Raw genomic sequence first — 21,825 nt, 5'->3', positions numbered from 1 at the left:
TGCCGAGCCAAAAGCACGAATTCTGAACGAAGCTGCACGGTGGACACCTCTTCCCAGGACACAGGTCATCTCCTTGGTGATGAGCAATGTGTCTATTAAAATGTGTCCACCATGTCTCCGAACACCCGTCCACCATGTGTCCGGTACATACAGGGAGAGGGCTAGGGTGAGGGTTGGCTTTTGACTGTTTAAATCTGTGTCAAATAACCAGAACCTTCCCACAAGGTTTTCAGGTTGTCCGTCGGACGTGCGCTCTCTAGTCTTTGGTTGTCGCCGAAAGCTCGGCGATCGGGTGTGAGAACCCTGAAAAATTAGTGATTCAGTCCATCAGTCCGCATAATTGCCGGCGGCTTGTCCGCTGCCTGCAAATGCTTCATGGCGGCTATGTGCGGGCAGACTTCGGTCTGGCCGGTTTCCTATTTTTCCGGTTTCTCACCCCGCACATAGCTGCCACCCACTTCGCCGCGTGAGAAACGGCAAAGGATGGCTTCCATTTGCAAAATAGGGTTTCCAATGACTAAGCCGGTTCCAGATCCACCTATCGATCCCACCACCCCACTCGAAGACGCCATGCTCGCCGAGCTGGCGGTAAACCGGGCGCTGGATCGGGTAGATCCGCAGGGTTGAAAACCGCGTCATCGTTCATCGCCAGCAGGCTGGCTCCCACAGTTAAAACGCATTCCAATTGTAGGAGTGAGCCTGCTCGCGATGGCGGTATAACGGTCCCAAAAAGGACCGATCAGTCCCTATTCGGGACCCATTTGCCAACTACGCTTCTCAAGATCCGCCCCTGCACGCGGATAAATAATGTGTAGCCCAGGCCTTCTCTGGGCATCACCCCGGGAGTGTCTTGAAATGAAGCTGAAAACCGCTCTGCCGTCTTTGCTCCTCTTGCTTCCACTCACTACGTTTGCAGCGCCTGCCAGTCAATCCGGCGAGATCCGCTTCACCGGGCAGATCGTTGATTCGGGCTGTCAGGTCGGACCGGTCGGGGCGTTTGCGTCTCGTGAGTCTCGCCAGATCGAAATCAAGCCCGGCGTGAAAGTCGATGTCGACACCGATCGCAACGCTTGCAGTCATCAGGCGCTGCCGATTTCCATGCGCTACGAAGCGCTGAAGACCTCGACCGACAAAGGCATCGTCATCATCAGTTACCTGTAAACCGTTCGGCGTGCGCTGCAAATCTTCAGGTGCCCAACCTTGGCGCACAGGTATACTGCGCGCCTTCGCGGCTCACTGATCGGGCCCGACTTTTTGCTTTCCGGAGCTTTTATGACTTCCCCGACCCTGCCGCCGGTTGACGACGCTGTGAGCGATGTCCCGGCTGAACTGGCCGAAACCAGCGATACCAAAGCCGATATCCCGGCGTTCAAATTTCCGTTCAAGCCGGGCGAACTGGCTTCTGCCAAAGGCTCGAACCAGCCGTGGTACAAGAACGGCGCCAAGAACGGCCACACCAAGACCCCGGGCATGGCGCCGCCGGGCACCCGTCGTTCGATGGGCAAGCGCTGAGTTTTAATCCCGCCTGCGGCCATCGCTGTGATTTTTCATCACAGTGATGGCTAAGTGCTCAGTTCCTGAGCCAGATCAACGTTTAACCATTTGGTGCGCTTAGAGTCAGCAGCCCTGCCGACTCTTTCCAATAAAACGAACGCGCTATCCCATGAAGATCAATCTCCCGGTGACCGGTCGCAACGTCGATGTGGAGCTGTATGAGGGGCGGCAGAGTCAGCGCAACTCCGAGGATGTGGCGAGGTTGGCCGGGGATTTAAGGTTGCTGGCGCGGGAGTTCTGGGCGCGGCGGCAGATCCGCGATTGAGGTTGCCTGCAAAGGCCCCATCGCTGGCAAGCCAGCTCCCACATTATTCTCGGGTGTTCACACAATTTGTGTACGCCACAAAACCCTGTGGGAGCTGGCTTGCCAGCGATGAGGCCAGTTCGTTCGCCGTAAAATTCTGATCAGGCCGCCCGCAACGAGATAAACGCGTATGTCTGCGCCGGCTCGGTCACCACTTGCGCCCCTGCCGCCAGCACTTGCCCGGCAATGTCATCTCCGGACACATGAAACAGCCATTCACTGTATGCGTCGCCCGGCGGCTGCGCACTCACCTGATCGATGACCGTGGCGAACGCCGTCATGTTCGGCAGGTAAGCGGTAAAGCCGTCCCCCTTCAGCGCCGTGGTACGAATCCCCAGCAGCCCACAGATAGCATCCTTGGTGCCGATGTCATCCCGATCCGCCTGGCGCGAACGTTGAATCAATTCAACCAGCTCCTGATCCACCAACTCACCGCCAGCAATCAACACCGGCCCCTGTTGCCAGGACTCCGGCGGGCAGTCCTTGGCAGCAGGGTTGAGCGGGATGTGCGGGTTGATTTCCGCCGGATAAATGCGACATACCAGCGGCCGCCGCTCGTAGATCCGGCACAGCTTGTCTTCGTCAAGATTCCGGCAGGGGCCGACGTTGTACGCGGCGAAGGTGATCGCCACATGGGCGTCTGTCGCGCCACTGCGAACGACTATGGAGCGACGTTCAGCGTGCTCACGCTGTTGCGCCGGCAAGCCCAGACCATTGCCGAGAAAGGCTTCGACCAGCACGATCACCTGACCGCCATCCGCCGCCCACATTCGGGCTTCGGCCAGGGTCAGAGGGACATGGTGATCGGTGCAGCATTTGCCGCAGCCTACGCAGGAAAACGTCGTATTCATTGAGCGATCTGTCTTCAATCAAGGTGTGAAACGGTGACGGAAAACCACCGCACAGGCCCGGGTTGAAGCAAGTTGTGCGCCACTCACTTCGCTTTAGCGGTCGGACGGATCGAGTCCCACTCGGTGACGAAGGCGGTTTTCGACTGTTTGTTGTACAGACACAGTTCGGTGCCTTGCTGGCCCTTCATGTGTTTTTGCGGGTATTGGCCTTGCAGCAACACGGCGGTGTAGCCGACGCGGTCGTCGAATTGTGCGGGTGTGCCGACGGGTTTGGCGTTTTTCAGGCCGCTGGCTTTGCTGCAACTGGCGAGTACGGTTTTGTCGTAGGCCGCCCAGGCGTCGGGGCTGGAGGCGTTGGCCTGGGAGGCGAGGGCGGTGAGGCAGAGCAGGCTGGCGGTGAGGGTTTTCATGATCAGGCATCCTGGGGCGTGAGTGGCCAAGGTTGGAGTGTGCCGGGGGTGGAAAGTTGTCTGGGATGGCCCCATCGCGAGCAGGCTCACTCCTACATTTTGGAATGCATTCCCCTGTAGGAGTGAGCCTGCTCACGATGACGGACTTTCAGTCCGGCACCAGCTCGCGGCGGACCACATACATCCCGGCACTTTCATACAAGCGCTGCGCCCGCCGGTTGTCTTCCAGTACCTTCAAATCAACAAACCCTTCGCGCCGTTGCTGAAACACCTTGAATGCATTGAACAGCAACGCCCAGCCCAATCCGCGCCCCTGCATCCGCGGATGCACCACCAGATTCTTGATATAGGAGCTGGTCCAGCATTGCGCCACACCGACGACACCCTCGGCATCGCGGGCAATAAAGCACAGCGTCGGATCATATTCAGGATCGGTTTCGAACTGCTGTTGCCAGGCGTCCAGCGCTGGGACCCGGCCGCCGCCTTCGTGATAACCGAGTTGCATCAAATGATGCACGTCCGCCGCCATTTCGACGGAGTACGTACACAGTTCAATATCTTGTGGCCAAGGTGCATCCGGCGCGTCCTTACCGAGGTCGCGCCGCATCAAAAAACAATACGTCTCGGCCAAGACTCAGTGCCCGTGTGCCGCGACGTGTTTGGCCGCTTCGATCAGGCAGTGGGTCAGTTCCGGCGAGGAGAACTTGGTCAGCACGCCATTCGCTCCGGCCAGGCGCGCTTTCTCGCTGTTCATCGCGCTGTCGAGCGAGGTGTGCAGCAGCACGTATAAATGGGCGAAGTCCGGCGTTTCGCGCAGGGTGCGAGTGAAGGCGTAGCCGTCCATCTCGGACATTTCGATGTCGGAGACGATCAGGTTGATCTGCTGCGCGGTGCCTTGCAGGTCGAGCAGGCAGTCGATGGCTTCCTTGGCGCTGCGGGCGGTGTGGCATTGCAGGCCGAGGTTGCGCAGGGTGTGCACCGATTGCTGCAGTGCTACCTGACTGTCGTCGACCACCAGAATGCGCGCGTTGCCGAGCACTTCGGCGTCTTCCATGGTCAGGTCGGTCGGGGCCATTTCGATCTGCGCCGGGGCAATGCTGTGGATAACCTTTTCGATATCCAGCACCTGCACCAGCGTGCCGTCCACCGAGGTCACACCGGTGATGTAGGCGCGCGAACCGCCCGAGCCAAACGGTGGTGGCTTGATGTCGGTGGTCAGGCAATGGACGATTTTGCTCACAGCCTGGACGTGCAGGCCCTGTTTGGAGCGGCTGACGTCGGTGACGATCAGGCAACCGCCGTTCGGGTCTTCCAGCGGACGTTCACCGATGGCGCGGCTGAGGTCGATGACTGACAACGAGGCGCCGCGCAACGTGGCAATGCCTTTGACGTGCGGGTGCGACTCCGGCAGCTTGGTCAGCGGCGGGCAGGGGATGATTTCACTGACTTTCAGCAGGTTGATCGCCATCAACTTGCCGCTGCGCAAGGTAAACAGCAGAAGCGAAAGTGAGTCTGCGCGGGCTTTGGTGGAGGACATATGAACCTTCTGTGGAAAGGTGGTGGGCGAGGGTGGAAATCGCCAGAAACTATTGATGCCGGGTTATCGGCGTTAAAGGGGTGGGCTTTAGGTTAGTTGTCGGGTGGCGTGCAGATCAAAAGCCAAAGCCAAGCCCCTCACCCCAGCCCTCTCCCGGAGGGAGAGGGGGCCGACGGAGGTGTCAAACGTTGTACATCGACCTGAACGACCGAGTCGATTATGGATTCGGTAAAGCAGGTTCACGTCGGCGGACATCTCCAATATCCCCCAATCAGTCCCCTCTCCCAGTGGGAGAGGGCTAGGGTGAGGGTGTGCTTCTAGCTCTTCATGCCCAACCGCTTGGCCATCCGCCCAAGGTTCGCCCGATCCAGCCCCAACTCCCGCGCCGCACTCGCCCAGTTATCCTGATTCCGCTCCAGCGCCGCACTGATCAAACGCCGCTGATACTGCTCGGTCGCACTGCGCAAATCCCCACTGATCAGCGGCATCTCAGCCACGACACCGACAACAGCCTCAACTGAGTTATCCACAACCTCACGCGGCAAATCCAGATCCGCCGCGCTCAAACTGAGGATCTTCGGCCGCACCTTGCAGTTACCCAACGCCTTCAACGCACTGCGCCCAATCAAATGCTCCAGCTCGCGAACGTTCCCCGGCCACGTATAAGCGAGCAGCGCATCCTGCGCATCGCTGTTCAGACGCAGGCTATTAAGGCCCATGCGCGAACGGTTCTGCTCCAGAAAGAAACCACTGAGCAGCAACACATCACGCCCACGATCACGCAGCGCCGGCACGCGCAGCGGGTAGACGCTGAGGCGATGATAGAAGTCGGCACGATAGCGGCCGCTGCGCACTTCTTCGGCCAGGTCGCGGTTGGTCGCGGCAATCAGGCGCACATCGACTTGATGCTCCTTATCCGAGCCCAGGCGCTGCAACTGTCCGCTCTGCAAAACCCGCAGCAACTTGGCCTGCACCGTCAACGACAATTCGCCGACTTCATCGAGAAACAGCGTGCCGCCATTGGCCAGTTCGAACTTGCCGCGACGGTCGCTGGTGGCGCCAGTGAAGGCGCCACGCACGTGGCCGAACAGTTCGCTTTCCACCAGGGTGTCCGGCAGGGCGGCGCAGTTGAGGCTGATGATCGGTTTGTCGGCGCGCGGTGAAGCGGCGTGAATGGCCTGGGCGACCAGCTCTTTGCCGACGCCGGTTTCGCCGGTGATCAACACGGTCAGATCGCTGCCGCCGACCAGATTGATCTCTTCCACTAACTTCTTCAGCGCTTTGCTCTGACCGATCATCTCGCGGTTCTGCTGGCCGCTGGCCTGACGATAGACCTCGGCGCGCTGATGTTCATCTTCTGCGCGATTGGCCAGGCGTTGGATGCGCTCGGCGGCGTTGACCGTGGCCGAGGCGAGGCTGGCAAAGGCTTGCAGGGCGTCGAGTTCGATGGGTTCGAAACGCTCTGGATCGAGTGCATCAAGGGTGATCAGGCCCCAGAGCTTTTCTTCGACAAACAAAGGGCAGCCCAGACAGTCGTGAACTTCTAGATGATCATCGAGACCATCGACCAGGCCGTCGTAAGGATCGGGCAAATCACTGTCAGCGGCGAAGCGGGTCGGCCCGGCGCCGGCCAGCAGGATTTCGAAGCGCGGGTGTTCGCTGACTTTGAAGCGCCGGCCCAAAGTGTCGGTACTCAAGCCGTCCACCGCCAGCGGCACCAGCGATTCACCGTCGAGCCGCAACAACGCGGCGGCATCGCAGGGCAACAGCGCGCGCATGGCTTCGAGCAGGCGTCGGTAACGCTCGCCCTCAGGCAGTTCGCGGGAGAGGTCGGAAACCAGAGGCAGCAGGGCGGTGAGCAGGGATTTGGCGGTCATGGTCTTGTAGTCAAAGGGACACGATGTAGTCGAGATGACTATAAGTCTGTTTGAGTCGTTATGACTACTATACTTTCAAGTTATTGATTTATATGGATAAAAAACTTGGCATGAAATCTGATAAGCCTAAGGTAACTTTTCAAGAAAGCTCAGGAGTTGCTCTTATGCTTAGCGTCCAGGATCGTGCCATCGTCAAATCCACCGTGCCTCTGCTGGAGAGCGGCGGTGAAGCGCTGATCACGCACTTCTACCGCATGATGCTCTCTGAATACCCTGAGGTGCGCCCGCTGTTCAACCAGGCGCACCAGGCCAGCGGCGACCAGCCCCGTGCCCTGGCCAACGGTGTATTGATGTACGCCCGCCACATTGATCAACTCGACCAGTTGGGCGATCTGGTAGCGAAAATCATCAACAAGCACGTCGCTCTGCAGATCCTCCCGGAGCACTACCCGATTGTCGGTGCCTGCCTGCTGCGCGCCATTTCCGAAGTGCTCGGCGAAGAGATCGCCACCCCGGAAGTGATGAGCGCTTGGGGGGCGGCCTACGGCCAATTGGCGGACATTCTGATCGGCGCCGAAACCGCGATCTACGACCAGAAAGAACAAGCGGTTGGCGGCTGGCGCGGAGCGCGCGAATTCATCGTCGCGGCCAAGGTCGAGGAGAGCGCGGAAATCATCTCCTTCTACTTTGAACCTGCCGACAAGGGCCCGATTCTGGCAGCCGAACCGGGTCAGTACATCGGCATGAAGCTGATCCTCGATGGCGAAGAAATCCGCCGTAACTACTCGCTGTCGGCGCTGGCCAATAAAGGTCAGTACCGCATCAGCGTCAAGCGTGAACCGGGTGGTCGCGCATCGAACCATTTGCACGATCAACTGCATGTCGGCGCGAGCATTCAGCTGTTTCCACCGTCGCGCGAGTTTACTTTGACGGCCAGCGACACACCGCTGGTGTTGATCAGCGGCGGCGTCGGCATCACCCCGACGCTGGCGATGCTCGAAGCGGCGCTGGAAACCGAGCGCCCGGTGCACTTCATTCACTGCGCGCGCAATGGCAGCGTCCATGCGTTCCGCGATTGGGTCGATGGTCTGGCGGCGCGTCATCCGCAACTCAAGCGTTTCTACTGCTACGCCGAAGACGATGGCGTCAGCCCGGCGGCGGACAAGGTGGGCCTGCTGAGTCTGGAGCAGTTGGGCGAATGGCTGCCGGAGCAGCGTGATGTCGATGCGTATTTCCTTGGCCCGAAAGGGTTCATGGGGGCGATCAAGCGTCATCTGAAAGCCTTGGGTGTGCCGGAGAAGCAGAGTCGTTACGAGTTCTTCGGGCCGGCTTCGGCTCTGGAGTAATCCTTAAGACCGAGTCGCCTTCATCGCGAGCAGGCTCACTCCTACAGGCGCAGTGGCGTACATGAGAATGGTGTACGACACAGATCCCTTGTAGGAGTGAGCCTGCTCGCGATGGCCGTTACACCATTCTGATTCGCAAAATATCCCTACAACTTAATGGTTCCTTAACTGCTTTATCGTTTATTCCCCCGGTGTAGACTTGCGACAACTTTCAGCCGTCGGCCGGCTGAACCATGGACATAAAAGGGAAACGCGATGAGCGAGGAAACGATTCGGTTGGGCCGTGAGCGGCGCTTTCTGGTGCTGTTGGGGATCATCTGTCTGGCGCTGATCGGTGGCGCGCTTTATATGCAAATCGTACTGGGCGAGGCGCCATGCCCGCTGTGCATCCTGCAGCGTTATGCATTGCTGCTGATCGCATTGTTCGCCTTTATCGGCGCGGCCATGCGCACCCGCCGCAACATCACCGTGTTCGAAGTCCTGGTAGTGATTTGCGCGATTGCCGGCGCCGCTGTGGCCGGCCATCACGTGTACACCCAGTTCTATCCGGCAGTGAGTTGTGGCATCGATGTGCTGCAGCCAATTGTCGACGACTTGCCGCTGGCGAAGATCTTCCCGCTGGGCTTTCAGGTCGACGGTTTCTGCTCGACACCGTATCCGCCGATTCTCGGTCTGTCGTTGGCGCAATGGGCGTTGCTGGCGTTCGTGCTGGTGGTGATTCTGGTGCCGCTGCTGACCTTGCGTAACCGAAAAGCACTGCGCTGAATCAACTAATCGGCAGTCTGGCCGATACAGAAAACGCCTCGATTTGCGTATCAGCATATCGGGGCGTTTTGCATTTCAGAGTGTTTGTGAAAACACCGTGACGGACGGCAAGTGAGGGTGTGGCAGATGTGCGACATGTTGTCACACACGCCGTGTCGCAGCGCTCTTCAGTGACACGGAATCGGTCGTTGTTACAAAAAAGGATTGGTCTGTTTCGAGGTTTTTCGGCTTTAGCACGAGAGTGCCAGAGCAGGCAGTTTTAACAAGCGCTGGCATATGGCCAAAAGCCTTGGGTTATCGGGGCTTGCGCTGTTCGAGGCGTCGGAAAAAGCCCTCAGAGCTGTCTGAACTGGGGCGGGTACACCTACAATTTTTGGTGTTTTTGTTGAGAATCGATTTCGATAACATGCGGAACTTTTGCAAAAATGGCGATGGATTGTTGCTCGAACGGATAAAAATTATTTCGGGATAAGACATGGTGTATAGGGCGCTACCTATCTACAATCGCCCGCACTGAATTCCCGGCACTGTTCAGCCTTTATTAAGGAACGCTTTTTATTAAGGCGCTGCGCAGAAAGTCGGGTGTCGAGTGAGTCGAAAGGCTTCCAAGACACCCAGGTGTCGGTGCCTTCCAACTTTCCGCACCAAATGGAATTGGTCTGTAACAAGGCCTTTGACCACGAATTCGAATAAGAACTGACCGCTGTCCCAGGTTTTGTCGAGCGTCTGACGCGCGACGGGCGGCCCTTATTCAATCCAAAGAAAATGCCAACCCTTGGCAGGGTGAAGTGTTGGCGATCAAAACCCAACTGCATTGCGCAAGCTGCTTTAGAGGTCGTGAGATGAGTAAAAACAGGTACCCCAGATTACTAGGCCTAGTGCCGCTGCTCGGCACGTTGTTGCTGGGAGGCTGCAACATGACCTTGCTCAATCCAACGGGCCAGGTCGGCCTGGAACAGCGCAACCTGATCATCACCGCCACGCTGCTGATGCTGTTGGTTGTTGTGCCGGTTATCGTCATGACCTTCCTGTTCGCCTGGAAGTACCGCGCGTCCAACAAGAACGCCGTCTACACCCCGAAATGGTCGCACTCGACCAAAATCGAAGTGGCAGTCTGGACCATCCCGGTCCTGATCATCATTGCCCTGGGTTACATCACCTACATTTCGACCCACGAACTGGACCCGTATCGTCCGATTCAATCCGACGTCAAGCCTGTGACCATCGAAGTGGTCGCGCTGGACTGGAAGTGGCTGTTCATCTACCCGGAACAAGGCATTGCCACGGTCAACAAGATCGTGTTCCCGGCGCACACGCCAATCAACTTCAAGATCACCTCTGACGCTGTGATGAACTCGTTCTTCATCCCGGGTCTGGGCGGCCAGATCTACGCGATGGCGGGCATGCAGACCAAGCTGCACCTGATCGCTGACCGTAACGCTGAAATGGACGGTATCTCCGCCAACTACAGCGGCGCGGGTTTCACCGGCATGAAGTTCAAAGCTATCTCCACCACTCAGGAAGATTTCGACGCCTGGGTAAGTGAAGTCAAGAAGTCACCTAAACAGCTTGATCAAGCTGAATACGCGGCCCTTGCCAAACCGAGCCAGAACAACCCAGTCGAGCTCTACTCCTCGGTCACGCCGAACCAGTTCCAGATCATCGTCGACAAGTACGAAGGTATGAAGCCGGGCAAGCCGCTGAAGCACGAGAAGAAAGAGAAAGAAGTGGCGGCCACGGAAATTGACTCGAGTTCGCATTCAGCTGCCGGGGCAGAGGAGTAAACGATGTTTGGTAAATTAAGTTGGGAAGCAGTCCCATTCCACGAGCCGATCGTGATGGTGACCATCGCCATGATCGCCCTCGGTGGTCTGGCGCTGTTCGCTGCAATCACCTACTTCAAGAAGTGGACGTACTTGTGGACCGAGTGGTTGACCTCGGTCGACCACAAGAAAATCGGCGTGATGTACATCATCGTTGCCATGGTCATGCTGCTGCGCGGTTTTGCCGACGCCATCATGATGCGTACCCAGTTGGCCATGGCCACCGAGGGTTCGCCTGGCTACCTGCCACCTGAACACTATGACCAGATCTTCACCGCTCACGGTGTGATCATGATCATCTTCATGGCGATGCCATTCTTCACCGGCCTGATGAACCTTGCAGTGCCGCTGCAGATCGGCGCGCGTGACGTTGCGTTCCCGTTCCTGAACTCCCTGAGCTTCTGGCTGCTGGTATCCGGCGTAGTACTGATCAACCTGTCCCTGGGCGTCGGCGAATTCGCCAAGACCGGTTGGGTTGCCTATCCACCATTGTCGGGTCTGCAGTACAGCCCTGGCGTGGGTATGGACTACTACATCTGGGCGCTACAGCTATCCGGCTTAGGTACGACGCTAACGGGGGTCAACTTCCTCGCGACCGTACTGAAAATGCGTACCCCTGGCATGAAACTGATGGACATGCCGATCTTCACCTGGACCTGCACCTGGGCAAACGTTCTGATCGTGGCTTCGTTCCCGATCCTGACCGCTACCCTGGCACTGCTGACCCTTGACCGTTACATGGATTTCCACATTTTCACCAATGAACTTGGTGGCAATCCAATGATGTACGTCAACCTGTTCTGGGCGTGGGGCCACCCTGAGGTTTACATCCTGATCCTGCCGGCATTCGGCATCTTCTCGGAAGTGATCTCGGCCTTCACCGGCAAGAAACTGTTCGGCCACCACTCGATGATCTACGCCTCGGGCGCGATCTCGGTACTGGGCTTCATGGTTTGGCTGCACCACTTCTTCACCATGGGTTCGGGTGCCAGCGTCAACGCCTTCTTCGGTCTGGCGACGATGCTGATTTCCATCCCGACGGGTGTGAAGCTATTCAACTGGCTGTTCACCATCTACCAGGGCCGTCTGCGCTTCACCAGCCAGGTTCTGTGGACTCTGGGCTTCATGGTGACCTTCGCCATCGGCGGCATGACCGGCGTACTGCTGGCCATTCCGGGTGCTGACTTCGTTCTGCACAACAGCCTGTTCGTGATCGCACACTTCCACAACGTGATCATCGGCGGTGCGGTATTCGGTTACATCGCTGGTTTCGCGTTCTACTTCCCGAAAGCGTTCGGCTTCAAGCTGCACGAAGGCTGGGGTAAAGCAGCGTTCTGGTTCTGGATCTCGGGCTTCTTCGTCGCGTTCATGCCGCTCTATGCACTGGGCTTCATGGGCATGACCCGTCGTCTGAACGCCACCACCAACCCTGAGTGGGTACCGTACCTGTACGTTGCCATGTTCGGTGCGGTGATGATCGCTGTGGGTATCGCCTGCCAGCTGATCCAGCTCTATGTGAGCGTGCGTGACCGTAACAAGCCAGAGAACGTTTGCGATCACGGTGACCCGTGGAATGCACACACCCTGGAATGGTCGACCTCGTCGCCACCTCCGTTCTACAACTTTGCCGTGCTGCCTAAGGCTGACTGCATCGACCCGTTCACTGAAGCCAAGGAAAACGGTACTGCGTACCAGCAACCGGCCAAGTACGAGCCGATCCACATGCCGAACAACACAGCCACTGGCGTGGTGATGGGCGCACTGTTGACCGTCTTCGGTTTCGCGATGATCTGGCACATCTGGTGGTTGGCGATCGCCAGCCTGGCCGGCACCATCATCTACTTCGTGATCCACGCTGCACGTGACGACCAGGGCTATATGGTTCCGGTTGAAACGATCGAGCGTATCGAAGCCGAGCAGCACAAGCGTCTGGTTGCGGCAGGGAAAATCCCGGCCGGTGCCACCCGTGTTGAAACCTCGTTGGAACAGGCTTAAACCATGTCGAACTTAGTGACCAATGTTGGACACGCCCATGGTGACCATGGGCACGATGACCATCACCACGACTCGGGCGAGATGACCGTATACGGTTTCTGGCTCTACCTGATGACCGACTGCATTCTGTTTGCGTCGATCTTCGCGGTGTACGCAGTACTGGTAAACAACGTAGCCGGTGGCCCAGCGGGCCACGACATCTTCGAACTGCCATACGTGCTGGGCGAAACCGCTCTGCTGTTGTTCAGTTCGATCACCTACGGCTTCGCCATGCTGGCGTTGTTCAAAGGCAAGAAGCAGCAGGTTCTGGGCTGGTTGTTCATGACCTTCCTGCTGGGCGCAGGCTTTATCGCCATGGAGATCAACGAGTTCCACCTGCTGATCTCCGAGGGCTTCGGTCCTAGCCGTTCGGGCTTCCTGTCCGCGTTCTTCACCCTGGTCGGTACCCACGGTCTGCACGTATCTGCGGGTCTGATCTGGATGGGCATCATGATGTACCAGGTCAACAAGCACGGCCTGACGGCGACCAACAAGACCCGTCTGAGCTGCCTGAGCCTGTTCTGGCACTTCCTGGACGTGGTGTGGATCTGCGTATTCACCGTTGTTTACCTGATGGGGACTCTGTAATGGCTAATGCACACTCCCATGACAGCCATGATGCTGGCCACGGCAGCGTAAAGTCGTACGCCATTGGCTTCATCCTGTCGGTGATCCTGACCGTGATTCCTTTCGGTCTGGTGATGTACCCGAGCCTGCCGAAAGCCACCACGCTGGCAATCGTTCTGCTGTTCGCAGTGATTCAGGTGATCGTTCACCTGTATTACTTCCTGCACCTGGACCGTTCCATTGCTCAGCGTAACAACGTGATCGCATTCGTCTTCACGGCGATCGTGATCGTGCTGCTGGTTGGCCTGTCGCTGTGGATCATGTTCAGCATCCACACGTACATGATGGCGAAGTGAGGTAGACCCGATGTCGCTCAAGCACTTTATCCAAATCACCAAACCGGGGATCATTTTCGGTAACGTGCTTTCTGTGGCAGGCGGGTTCTTCCTGGCCTCGAAAGGGCATGTCGATCTGGCGGTGTTTCTGGCTGCCATGATCGGTACATCCCTGGTTGTTGCCTCCGGTTGCGTGTTCAACAACTGCATCGACCGCGACATCGACCTGAAGATGGAACGCACCAAGAACCGGGTGCTGGTGCAGGGCTTGATCTCCCTGAAACTGGCCTTGGTCTACGCGACCATCCTTGGTGTTCTCGGCGTTGCTTTGTTGTACAAGGTGGCCAACCCGTTGGCCGCTTTGTTCGCGGTGATCGGCTTCGTTATCTACGTCGGCTTCTACAGCCTGTACCTCAAGCGCAAGTCGGTTCACGGCACGCTGGTGGGCAGTCTGTCGGGCGCCATGCCGCCAGTGATCGGTTACGTTGCCGTCACCAACAGCTTCGACATGGCCGCGCTGACGTTGCTGGTGATGTTCAGTCTGTGGCAGATGCCGCATTCCTACGCCATCGCGATCTTCCGCTTCAATGATTACCTGGCCGCATCGATTCCGGTGTTGCCAGTGAAGCGCGGGATTCAAGTGGCGAAGAAGCACATCCTGCTCTACATCCTGGCGTTCCTCGTGGCGACCTTGATGCTGACCTTCAGCGGTTACGCCGGCATGAGCTACCTCGCCGTCGCCGCGGCCATGGGCATGTACTGGTTGTACATGGCCTGGACCGGCTACAAAGCGGTGGATGACACGGTCTGGGCACGCAAGCTGTTCGTGTTCTCGATCTTCACCATCACTGCGTTGAGCGTCATGATGTCCCTGGACTTCAAGGTGCCGGCAGAGTTGCTGCTGACGTACGCGCCGTAAGGCTCAAAGGCTTGAAGAAAAACCCCGCACATTGAGAGATGTGCGGGGTTTTTTGTTGGGTGGATTATGCTGATTTGATGTGCTGCCCTTCGCGAGCAGGCTCGCTCCCACAGGGGATATTCGATCGACGCAGATCCAATGTGGGAGCGAGCCTGCTCGCGAATTCCAACGTCACTGAATTTGCTGGGTTGCTGGTTGCAGACTTCCAGTAAACCCCCTAGATTTGGATCCAACCATGACAGTGGTAGCGCCTTGCCATTTGCTCGCGCTCAACTGTCCTGACCTACGGTTTTTTATGCACTGATCATAAGGCTGGGCGAAATGACTGAGAGGATGACCTGCGACGAGCGTTTTATTGCCCTGGCCCAAGAGCTGAACTACGACATCTATGGTGAGAACACCGCCGGCGGCAATTACGCGCCGCTGATCCGTCATCATGATGAGCTGTACATCAGCGGTATGGTGCCGCGCACTAATGGCAAGATTCAGTACCCGGGTCGCGTCGGACTGGAGCTGACCCTCAAGGATGCGCAAGCCGCCGCGAGCATCAGTGCAATGCGTTGCCTGGCGCTGATCGTCGATGCGGTGGGTTCACTGGACAAGATCAAGGCGTTGTTGCGGGTGACGGTGTATGTGAAGTCGACGCCGGACTTCGTTGACCTGAGTGAAGTGGCCAACGGTGCCTCGGACGTGTTCAGTCATGTGCTCGGCGATGCCGGCCGGCACACGCGCACCACAGTCGGTGTTTATCAGTTGCCGAAGAATGCGGCGATTGAGGTGGACATGATTGTAGCGTTGCATCCTTCGGCTTGAGGGTGACTTCACGGCTTGCCCTCACCCTAACCCTCTCCCGGAGGGAGAGGGGACTGACCGAGGTTTCTTGCGCTATACATCGACCTGAGAGGCCGAGGCGATTGTGGATTCGGCACCGCACTTTCATTTCGGTGCATCTCTTGAATATCTCACGATCGGCTCCCTCTCCCTCGGGAGAGGGCAGGGGTGAGGGGCGAGGATTTTCGCCTCCTCACGAATCCCCAGCCGAAAACCAAAAAGCCCCGCACTGAATCCCAGCGCGGGGCTTTTTCGTACAGCGGCTGCGCTATTACTGCGCGGCGATGCTATAGCCATCGAACGCAGTCTGCTGTTGCAGCGCGGTGATGATGTTCTTGCGGTTTACCGCCTGCTCGGTGCCAGCGTTGTCGACGAAGACTTCGCTTTCCAGTTCCGCTTCTTCGCCTTCACCGACGAAGGTGAAACCGAGGAACTCCAGCGCTGCACGGTCAACGTTCAGGCGCGAGCGTGGCGTGCGCAGTGGCAGGGTCACACTGATGCCGTCCTTGCTGATGGTGAAGATTTCGACTTCTTTCTTCTTCGCAGCCTTGCTCTTGCCGCCGCTCGGGTTGCTGATCGCCTGATGGGTCTGGTTCAGCACTTTCAGCGCGAGGCCGTAAACGATTTCCTGGAACGCCGGATCGTCCTTGAAGCTGGACAGGATGCGGCCGATCGAGAACTTGCTGCTGAGGTCTTCAAGGGCGGCGAGGTCGGCGGCTTCGGCGTCTTTCAGTGCCTTGAGTTCGCCCATCAGCTCGTAGGCCTTGTCGTCATCGAAGCTGTCGTGAGCCTGACGGATCGCCGCGCGCAGCTCGCGGATCTGGTCGCTTTCGCGGGTCGACTGGAACGCGTCCAGGACCATCTCGCTGATGATTTTGGCTTGTGGCAGGTGTTGTGAAAGATTGATGGAGTTTTCGTATTCCGCTTTGGACGATTCGGTGACTACGGATTCAGCGGTGTTGAAATCGGACATTGAAATTTCACTACTTTTTAACTTGAGTGGAGATGAGAAAACCCAAGGGCTTTTTCAGGCCGACTAATTTAGGGGAGCGCGGCGGCGTTGTCACGGAGCAACGGTCTGCCGGTCGAGTTTTTTCCCGCAGTGGGTTATTTCCGGCGCGGCCGTTCCATGGCGATCACCGAGGTCTCAAAACCCAGGCTGGCAAAAAAAGCCTCTGCGCCTTCGCGCCCGGCACGCAGCACCCACGTGATATCCGGTTTGTCGCCCATGATGTGCTCGACCAGTGCGCGGCCAATCCCCTCACGCCGATGCTGGTCATCGACCACCACCATCGACAGGTAACCGTTGGACAAACCATCGCTGATTCCGCGGGCGAATCCGATGATCTGCTCACCCTCGACGGCGACGGCGGTGCGCTGAGAGTTCTTGATCAGCAGGGCGAAGTGTTCAGCTGAGCCGGTGCGATGGCCCCAGCCATGCTCCCCGAGAAACTGCCGCACCGATTGCGTTTCGGCGGGCAGCAAATCACGTACGTTGAGAGTGTTGTTCATCTGCTGTTCGGGTCCTTGTCAGCGATTTTTCATGGAAGGGTGGAGCCGCGCAGCCTCAGGATTTCCCCCACGTCTGCATCGCAAACTCCACGAACCGGCGCAATTTTGGCAAGCGATAGCGATCCGGCGCGTAGAGCAGATGCATCGGTCGGCTGGGTGGCTGGAAGTCGGCGATCACCTTCACCAGTCGGCCTTCACGCAGGTCTTGTTCCACCAGCGCATCCGGCAGCATCACGATGCCCATGCCGGTGCGTGCCGCCTGATGCAGGCCGGCGGAGCTGTTGATCAGCATAGGCCCGCTGACGTCGACCATGATTTCCCCGTCGGGGCCGCCGAGGCGCCAGCGTTTTTCCACCGATTGCCAGTCGTCGCCGGCGGGATAGGCGAACGACAGGCAGTCGTGTTGTTGCAAGTCTTCCGGGGTTTTCGGCATGCCGCGCCGGGCAACATAGTGCGGCGAGGCGCACACGGTCAGGGTGTAGTCGATCAAGGGTCGGGCGATCAGGTTGGACTGGTCGAAATTGCCCAGCCGAAACGCCACATCGAGGCCGCTTTCCAGTAGATCGGGACGGCTGTTGGTCAGGATCACATCGAGTTTGACTTGGGGGTACAACAGGGAAAACTCACTGAGCGCCGGCGCCAGCCGTTCGACGCCGAACGTCAGCGGCGCGGTGAGGCGCAGCATGCCCCGCGGTTGATCGAGGGTCTGCTCGGCGAGACGTTCGGAATCGGCGACCAACCCCAACACTTCCAGACAGCGCTGGTAGTAAACGCTGCCGAATTCAGTGAGTCGCTGACGTCGAGTGGTGCGCTGCAACAGTTGCACACCGAGCCGTTGCTCCAGCGCGCGAAGATGATTGCCAACCATGGTCGTCGACATGTCGCACTGCAACGCGGCCGCCGTCATGCTCCCGGCTTCGACGACTTTGACGTACACGCTCATCGACTGGAACAGGTCCATTATCAAGCTCTGCTTTTAAATGAATGAAGTTTTGCCGAGTTTATCCAGTTTCGCTGGCTAACCATACTGCCAGCACACCGACCTGCACTGGAGTTTCAAGTCATGACCGCCGCCTTGATGAACACCTACCAACCACTGGCCTTGAGCTTCACCAAAGGCCTGGGCACTCGCCTGTGGGATCAGGCCGGCCGCGAGTATCTGGATGCGGTGGCCGGTGTCGCGGTGACCAATGTCGGCCACTCGCATCCGCGGATCGTTTCGGCGATCAGCGAGCAGGCCGGGTTGCTGCTGCACACATCGAATCTGTACAGCATCGACTGGCAGCAACAATTGGCCAAACGGCTGACCGAGCTGTCGGGCATGGAGCGGGCGTTCTTCAATAACTCCGGTGCTGAGGCCAATGAAACGGCATTGAAACTGGCGCGTTTGTACGGTTGGCGCAAGGGCATCGAACAGCCGCTGGTGGTGGTCATGGCCAACGCGTTCCACGGCCGCACACTCGGCACCTTGTCGGCCAGTGATGGTCCGGCGGTGCGCCTGGGTTTCAACGAATTGCCGGGGGATTTCCTCAAAGTGCCGTTCGGTGATCTCGCTGCGCTGGAACAGGTGCAGCAAAAGCACGGCGAGCGCATCGTCGCGATTCTGGTCGAGCCAATCCAGGGCGAAAGCGGTGTGCAGCTCGCGCCGCCCGGTTACCTGAAAGCGCTACGCGAACTGTGCAATCGCCATGCGTGGTTATTGATGCTTGATGAAATCCAGACCGGCATCGGACGCACCGGGCGCTGGTTCGCGTTTCAACATGAAGGCATTGTCCCGGACGTCATGACCCTGGCAAAAGGACTGGGCAACGGCGTGCCGATCGGCGCGTGCCTCGCCCGGGGCAGGGCGGCAGATCTGTTTACGCCCGGGAGCCATGGCAGCACCTTCGGCGGCAATCCACTCGCGTGCCGGGTCGCTTGCACGGTGCTGGATATCATCGAAGAACAGGGCCTGCTGGAAAACGCCCGGATTCAGGGGCAACGGCTGTTGACTCGTCTGCGTGCAGAGCTGGCGGACAATCCCAATGTGCTGGCGATTCGCGGGCAGGGCTTGATGATCGGTATCGAGCTGAAACAACCGGTGCGTGATCTGACCCTGATCGCCGCGCGGGATCATGGGCTGTTGATCAACGTCACGCGGGGCAAGACGATACGGCTGCTGCCACCGCTGACGATTGATGAGCGGGAGGTGGAGATGATTGTCAGAGGAGTTGGGCGGATTGTTTCCGCGAGTTAATGGATATCCGATAACCCTGTGGGAGCGAGCTTGCTCGCGAAGGCGTCGTCACAGTCGACATTAATGTTGAATGCTCGACCGCATTCGCGAGCAAGCTCGCTCCCACACGGGAAGCCTCTAGTCCGGATAATCCGCCAGATCCGGCGCCAGCATCCGTGTCTTCGCCTTGCCATTCGAATTGTGCTGAATGATCTCCCGCGGCTGCCCCTGTTCATTGAAAAACACCTGACCGATCCCCGCCGAATTCCATAAGCGTTCACCTGCCTCAGCATGTTCCGGCGTGTACGGCACGATGCGCATGCGTCGGCGTTTGGTGAACCAGTTCAGCGGGGAGCGTGGCGAGTAGAGCCAGCGGTTGAGGCGGTCGAACCATTCCAGCAGGCTTTTCGGAAACTCGTTCTTGATGCCGCTGCTGGTGATCTGCCAGATTCGCGGACCGGCCTTGCGGTGGCGGATAAGCACTTCGTAGACGAAGGAATAATGCACATCGCCGGACAGCACCACGTAGTTACCCGGTGTGCGCGAGTGGCGGAAAATGTTCAGGATCACCTGCGCCGCACCGCGATGGGCCATCCAGTTTTCCGCGTCGACCAGCAGCGGGTAACCGCACCAGCTGAACACCTTCTGCACCGTTTCGATCAGCTTCACGCCGAAGATCGGTGCCGGGGAAACGATGATCGCTGACGGGTGATCGAGCAGTTCCTGTTGCAGCTCGCTCAACGCCTCCCAATCGAGCAGGCCCGAGGGTTGCTTGAGCGCCATCTCACTGCGCCAGCGCCGGGTGCGCGTGTCGATGACCACGAGCGCCGGGCTGCTCGGCAGGACGAAATGCCATTGTTGAAAGCGCAGCAAATCATCGATCAGAGCATCCTGCACCGGGCTGTCGAGATATTGGTCATCACCGCTGGCGCTCAGCCCCAGGGTTTTCTCCAAGACATCCTTGAAAGCATCGGGATTATTGCCCCAGCCCTGACACAACATATACGCGATCAGCGCATTGCCGATGATGCGTTTGGAGAACGGATGACCGTAGGCCGTTTCCTCCCATTGCGCAGACAGGTTCCAGTCATCGGTGATGTCGTGATCGTCGAAAATCATCAGGCTCGGCAGATGCGCCAGCGCGCGGGCGACCTTGTCCAATCCAGCCTTGAAGGCATCGATGCGAGTCTGTTCGAGGGTGTAGCGCTTGAGGCGTTCGGGCGTCAGTTCAGGAGCTTGCGGATTGATCAGCGACCAAGCCGTCGGCGACCACACCAACAAGTACATCGCCATGACTTCGGCGAAGGTCACCAAGTGATTGTCAGCGCTGCTGCTGGTGAAAATCGGCTTACGCGCACCACCGAAAAATCGCTCGCGCAATGTCTCGTTACTTTCCAGCGCCGGTAACAAATCCGCACGGTGGTAGTAACTGGCCGGGTGTTTGTAGAGCTTGGCGCTATCGCTGACCACGGCGCCTTCGAGGTGTTCATCGAACAGTCCGAGTCGTTCGATCAAGGCATGAATTGCGCGCAACATCGGACCGGCAACATCGTCGGCGTAGACCTGGTCGCCGCTCATCATGAGCAGGGCGGGGCGTTGTTGCGGGTCGGTTTCCGTCGCTAACAGTTGATCGACGCAGAGCAGACCGTCCACCGCCGGGTGATGGGGTTTGCGGCAGGAGCCATGTAGCAATTGGTCGATTCGCGAACGTATGACGAAGTTCGGGCAGCGGGCATCGCCGTAAAGTAAGTGCGGCGCCCAATCGGCAATTCCGCTTGCCGTCTCATCAATCAGCAAGTCGTAATCGACCCGCGTGTCGCAGGGTAGCGGGGTAGTTAATGCAACATCGATCAAATGCACGAAAGCATGCTGGCCCACCGCGATGGTCGTACAGTTGCCATCGTCCAGCGGTATATCGGCGACATCTTGCAGACGCAGCGTCAGCGAAAGCTTGCGGCTTGCGACCAGCCACATCACCAGGCGTGCCGGTTCCAGTCGCCGCAGCAAAGGGCCCGCCAGTATTGCAGGCAGTGAGGCGGGGGAATCAGGCGATAGCGCGGAAGCAGGCATCCGGTGTCAGGACTCTAAGTGCAGGTCGGCGATCATAGCGCAGGCAGCAAACGGCGTTCAGCGAGATGTTTGCGTGAGGCTCAAATCCACCAGGTTCCACTGGGTATCGCCATCTGCGCCCGCGACTGCTTGCATGGAGCAGCTGTAGTTGTAGACGACCGTCGCGGCCAACATGTTGTCTGCCGAGATAACCGCGGGGACTTTATAAATCTGGTCGTTCTGGCGGCTAGCTTTGAAGGCCGGGCCAATCACACGCTCTGTGGAGGGGAAACGCAGAGCGTGCTGTAACGCCGGAATGCACATGACAACGGCCATGTAGGATCGGTCAGCGTCTGCTCCATCACCAGCAGCCTGGCGTTTGGCATTGATGACGGCGCGATCGGTCTCGTTGAAATCGTTGACGATAAGGTTTTCGGATAAGGTTTTTCGCGACCGGCCACGGTAATCAGGAAGCAATGCAGATTCCGGCGGTTCAGACTTTTGTGTCGTGGCATTCGGCGCGGCAGAAGCGGCTGTGGCGACCGCTGCTTGCGCAGGTGCCGGCGGCGACACCGCTTCGGCCACTGCAACGGCCGGCTCTGCCGGCGCGATGACCTGTGTTTCAGCGGAGGGCATGAGTTGTTGGGATGTCTGCGCTGTTGTCTCGACGGTTTCGGCAGATTTCTTGTCGGGAAACAACGACAGCGAAATGGAAAGCACCACCATGGCCACAATCACACCGCCCGCCACGCCGACAATGTTGCCGAAGAACAGATTCCAGTTGCCGCGGTTCTTCACCACCCAGCGCCACATGAAACCCCAGGTAGCGACAAAAACCACTAAATGCAGAAAATCCATTCGATCCTTTCCTTAAACCTTCTAAACCTGAAACCAAC

Annotated in this window: 22 protein-coding genes; 12 read left to right on the top strand and 10 right to left on the bottom strand. The window is 58.3% G+C overall.

What is annotated here, in order from left to right; all coding sequences use genetic code 11:
- The first annotated feature begins 855 nt into the window (after positions 1-855).
- From AK821_RS23700 to AK821_RS30870, 3 genes are all read left to right on the top strand, one after another.
- Complete coding sequence (locus tag AK821_RS23700; RefSeq protein WP_064392137.1) at positions 856-1,161, top strand: hypothetical protein; 306 nt, start codon at positions 856-858, stop codon at positions 1,159-1,161.
- Between the two features lie 111 nt (positions 1,162-1,272).
- Entirely contained in the window at positions 1,273-1,512 is a 240-nt protein-coding gene (locus AK821_RS23695) for a hypothetical protein (RefSeq protein WP_064392135.1), read from the top strand.
- A 151-nt stretch (positions 1,513-1,663) separates the two neighbouring features.
- A complete protein-coding gene (locus AK821_RS30870) occupies positions 1,664-1,819 on the top strand; it encodes a hypothetical protein (protein ID WP_162531854.1) in 156 nt (51 codons plus the stop codon).
- 140 nt (positions 1,820-1,959) lie between these two features.
- Here AK821_RS30870 and AK821_RS23690 read toward each other — a convergent pair whose 3' ends face one another.
- The 5 genes from AK821_RS23690 to norR all read right to left on the bottom strand — a co-directional run bounded on the left by AK821_RS23690 (position 1,960) and on the right by norR (position 6,533).
- Entirely contained in the window at positions 1,960-2,709 is a 750-nt protein-coding gene (locus tag AK821_RS23690; protein WP_064392134.1) for a YkgJ family cysteine cluster protein, read from the bottom strand.
- An 83-nt stretch (positions 2,710-2,792) separates the two neighbouring features.
- Complete coding sequence (locus AK821_RS23685; protein ID WP_064392133.1) at positions 2,793-3,119, bottom strand: hypothetical protein; 327 nt, start codon at positions 3,117-3,119, stop codon at positions 2,793-2,795.
- 148 nt (positions 3,120-3,267) lie between these two features.
- Positions 3,268-3,726 (bottom strand): GNAT family N-acetyltransferase, encoded by a 459-nt coding sequence (locus AK821_RS23680; RefSeq protein WP_064392131.1) that lies wholly within the window; start codon positions 3,724-3,726, stop codon positions 3,268-3,270.
- 27 nt (positions 3,727-3,753) lie between these two features.
- Positions 3,754-4,656 carry a chemotaxis protein CheV gene (locus AK821_RS23675; RefSeq protein WP_008084803.1) on the bottom strand — a complete coding sequence of 301 codons (903 nt, stop codon included), beginning with the start codon at positions 4,654-4,656 and terminating at the stop codon, positions 3,754-3,756.
- Between the two features lie 317 nt (positions 4,657-4,973).
- A complete protein-coding gene (gene norR / locus AK821_RS23670) occupies positions 4,974-6,533 on the bottom strand; it encodes a nitric oxide reductase transcriptional regulator NorR (protein ID WP_064392129.1) in 1,560 nt (519 codons plus the stop codon).
- Between the two features lie 164 nt (positions 6,534-6,697).
- On the opposite strand from norR, the gene hmpA reads away from it, so the two are divergent.
- From hmpA to AK821_RS23630, 8 genes are all read left to right on the top strand, one after another.
- Positions 6,698-7,879, top strand: coding sequence for an NO-inducible flavohemoprotein (gene hmpA / locus AK821_RS23665; RefSeq protein WP_064392127.1), 1,182 nt, complete (start codon positions 6,698-6,700; stop codon positions 7,877-7,879).
- A gap of 255 nt (positions 7,880-8,134) precedes the next feature.
- Complete coding sequence (locus AK821_RS23660) at positions 8,135-8,644, top strand: disulfide bond formation protein B (RefSeq protein WP_064392125.1); 510 nt, start codon at positions 8,135-8,137, stop codon at positions 8,642-8,644.
- Positions 8,645-9,486: 842 nt separating this feature from the next.
- Entirely contained in the window at positions 9,487-10,428 is a 942-nt protein-coding gene (cyoA, locus tag AK821_RS23655; RefSeq protein WP_007916947.1) for a ubiquinol oxidase subunit II, read from the top strand.
- A gap of 3 nt (positions 10,429-10,431) precedes the next feature.
- Positions 10,432-12,462 carry a cytochrome o ubiquinol oxidase subunit I gene (cyoB, locus tag AK821_RS23650; protein WP_064392123.1) on the top strand — a complete coding sequence of 677 codons (2,031 nt, stop codon included), beginning with the start codon at positions 10,432-10,434 and terminating at the stop codon, positions 12,460-12,462.
- 3 nt (positions 12,463-12,465) lie between these two features.
- On the top strand, positions 12,466-13,089 hold the full coding sequence (cyoC, locus tag AK821_RS23645; RefSeq protein ID WP_016985612.1) for a cytochrome o ubiquinol oxidase subunit III: 624 nt from the start codon (positions 12,466-12,468) through the stop codon (positions 13,087-13,089).
- Positions 13,089-13,424, top strand: coding sequence for a cytochrome o ubiquinol oxidase subunit IV (gene cyoD / locus AK821_RS23640; protein ID WP_007916940.1), 336 nt, complete (start codon positions 13,089-13,091; stop codon positions 13,422-13,424). Before cyoC ends, cyoD begins: the two co-directional genes overlap by 1 nt.
- 10 nt (positions 13,425-13,434) lie before the next feature.
- Positions 13,435-14,322: a heme o synthase gene (cyoE, locus tag AK821_RS23635; RefSeq protein ID WP_053123579.1), complete on the top strand. Its 888-nt coding sequence runs from the start codon at positions 13,435-13,437 to the stop codon at positions 14,320-14,322.
- A 321-nt stretch (positions 14,323-14,643) separates the two neighbouring features.
- Positions 14,644-15,135 carry a RidA family protein gene (locus AK821_RS23630; RefSeq protein ID WP_007916938.1) on the top strand — a complete coding sequence of 164 codons (492 nt, stop codon included), beginning with the start codon at positions 14,644-14,646 and terminating at the stop codon, positions 15,133-15,135.
- Between the two features lie 289 nt (positions 15,136-15,424).
- Here AK821_RS23630 and AK821_RS23625 read toward each other — a convergent pair whose 3' ends face one another.
- The 3 genes from AK821_RS23625 to AK821_RS23615 form a co-directional block, all read right to left on the bottom strand.
- Positions 15,425-16,126 carry a hypothetical protein gene (locus AK821_RS23625; protein WP_007949995.1) on the bottom strand — a complete coding sequence of 234 codons (702 nt, stop codon included), beginning with the start codon at positions 16,124-16,126 and terminating at the stop codon, positions 15,425-15,427.
- 134 nt (positions 16,127-16,260) lie between these two features.
- Positions 16,261-16,665: a GNAT family N-acetyltransferase gene (locus AK821_RS23620; RefSeq protein WP_064392121.1), complete on the bottom strand. Its 405-nt coding sequence runs from the start codon at positions 16,663-16,665 to the stop codon at positions 16,261-16,263.
- Positions 16,666-16,720: 55 nt separating this feature from the next.
- Positions 16,721-17,626 (bottom strand): LysR family transcriptional regulator, encoded by a 906-nt coding sequence (locus tag AK821_RS23615; protein ID WP_064392119.1) that lies wholly within the window; start codon positions 17,624-17,626, stop codon positions 16,721-16,723.
- Between the two features lie 102 nt (positions 17,627-17,728).
- Here AK821_RS23615 and AK821_RS23610 point away from each other — a divergent pair, with 102 nt between their 5' ends.
- Positions 17,729-18,901 (top strand): aspartate aminotransferase family protein, encoded by a 1,173-nt coding sequence (locus AK821_RS23610; RefSeq protein WP_064392117.1) that lies wholly within the window; start codon positions 17,729-17,731, stop codon positions 18,899-18,901.
- Between the two features lie 117 nt (positions 18,902-19,018).
- Here AK821_RS23610 and AK821_RS23605 read toward each other — a convergent pair whose 3' ends face one another.
- Positions 19,019-20,950, bottom strand: coding sequence for an alkaline phosphatase D family protein (locus AK821_RS23605; protein WP_064392115.1), 1,932 nt, complete (start codon positions 20,948-20,950; stop codon positions 19,019-19,021).
- A 57-nt stretch (positions 20,951-21,007) separates the two neighbouring features.
- The gene (locus AK821_RS23600) at positions 21,008-21,787 is read right to left on the bottom strand and encodes a hypothetical protein (RefSeq protein ID WP_064392114.1); all 780 of its coding nucleotides are present in this window, start codon (positions 21,785-21,787) and stop codon (positions 21,008-21,010) included.
- Positions 21,788-21,825: the final 38 nt, after the last annotated feature.

The sequence above is a fragment of the Pseudomonas sp. RIT-PI-r genome, from assembly GCF_001297015.1.
Taxonomy (GTDB): Bacteria; Pseudomonadota; Gammaproteobacteria; order Pseudomonadales; family Pseudomonadaceae; genus Aquipseudomonas.
Note: the sequence above shows the minus strand (reverse complement) of the source record. Positions and strands in the feature narration are given on the sequence as shown.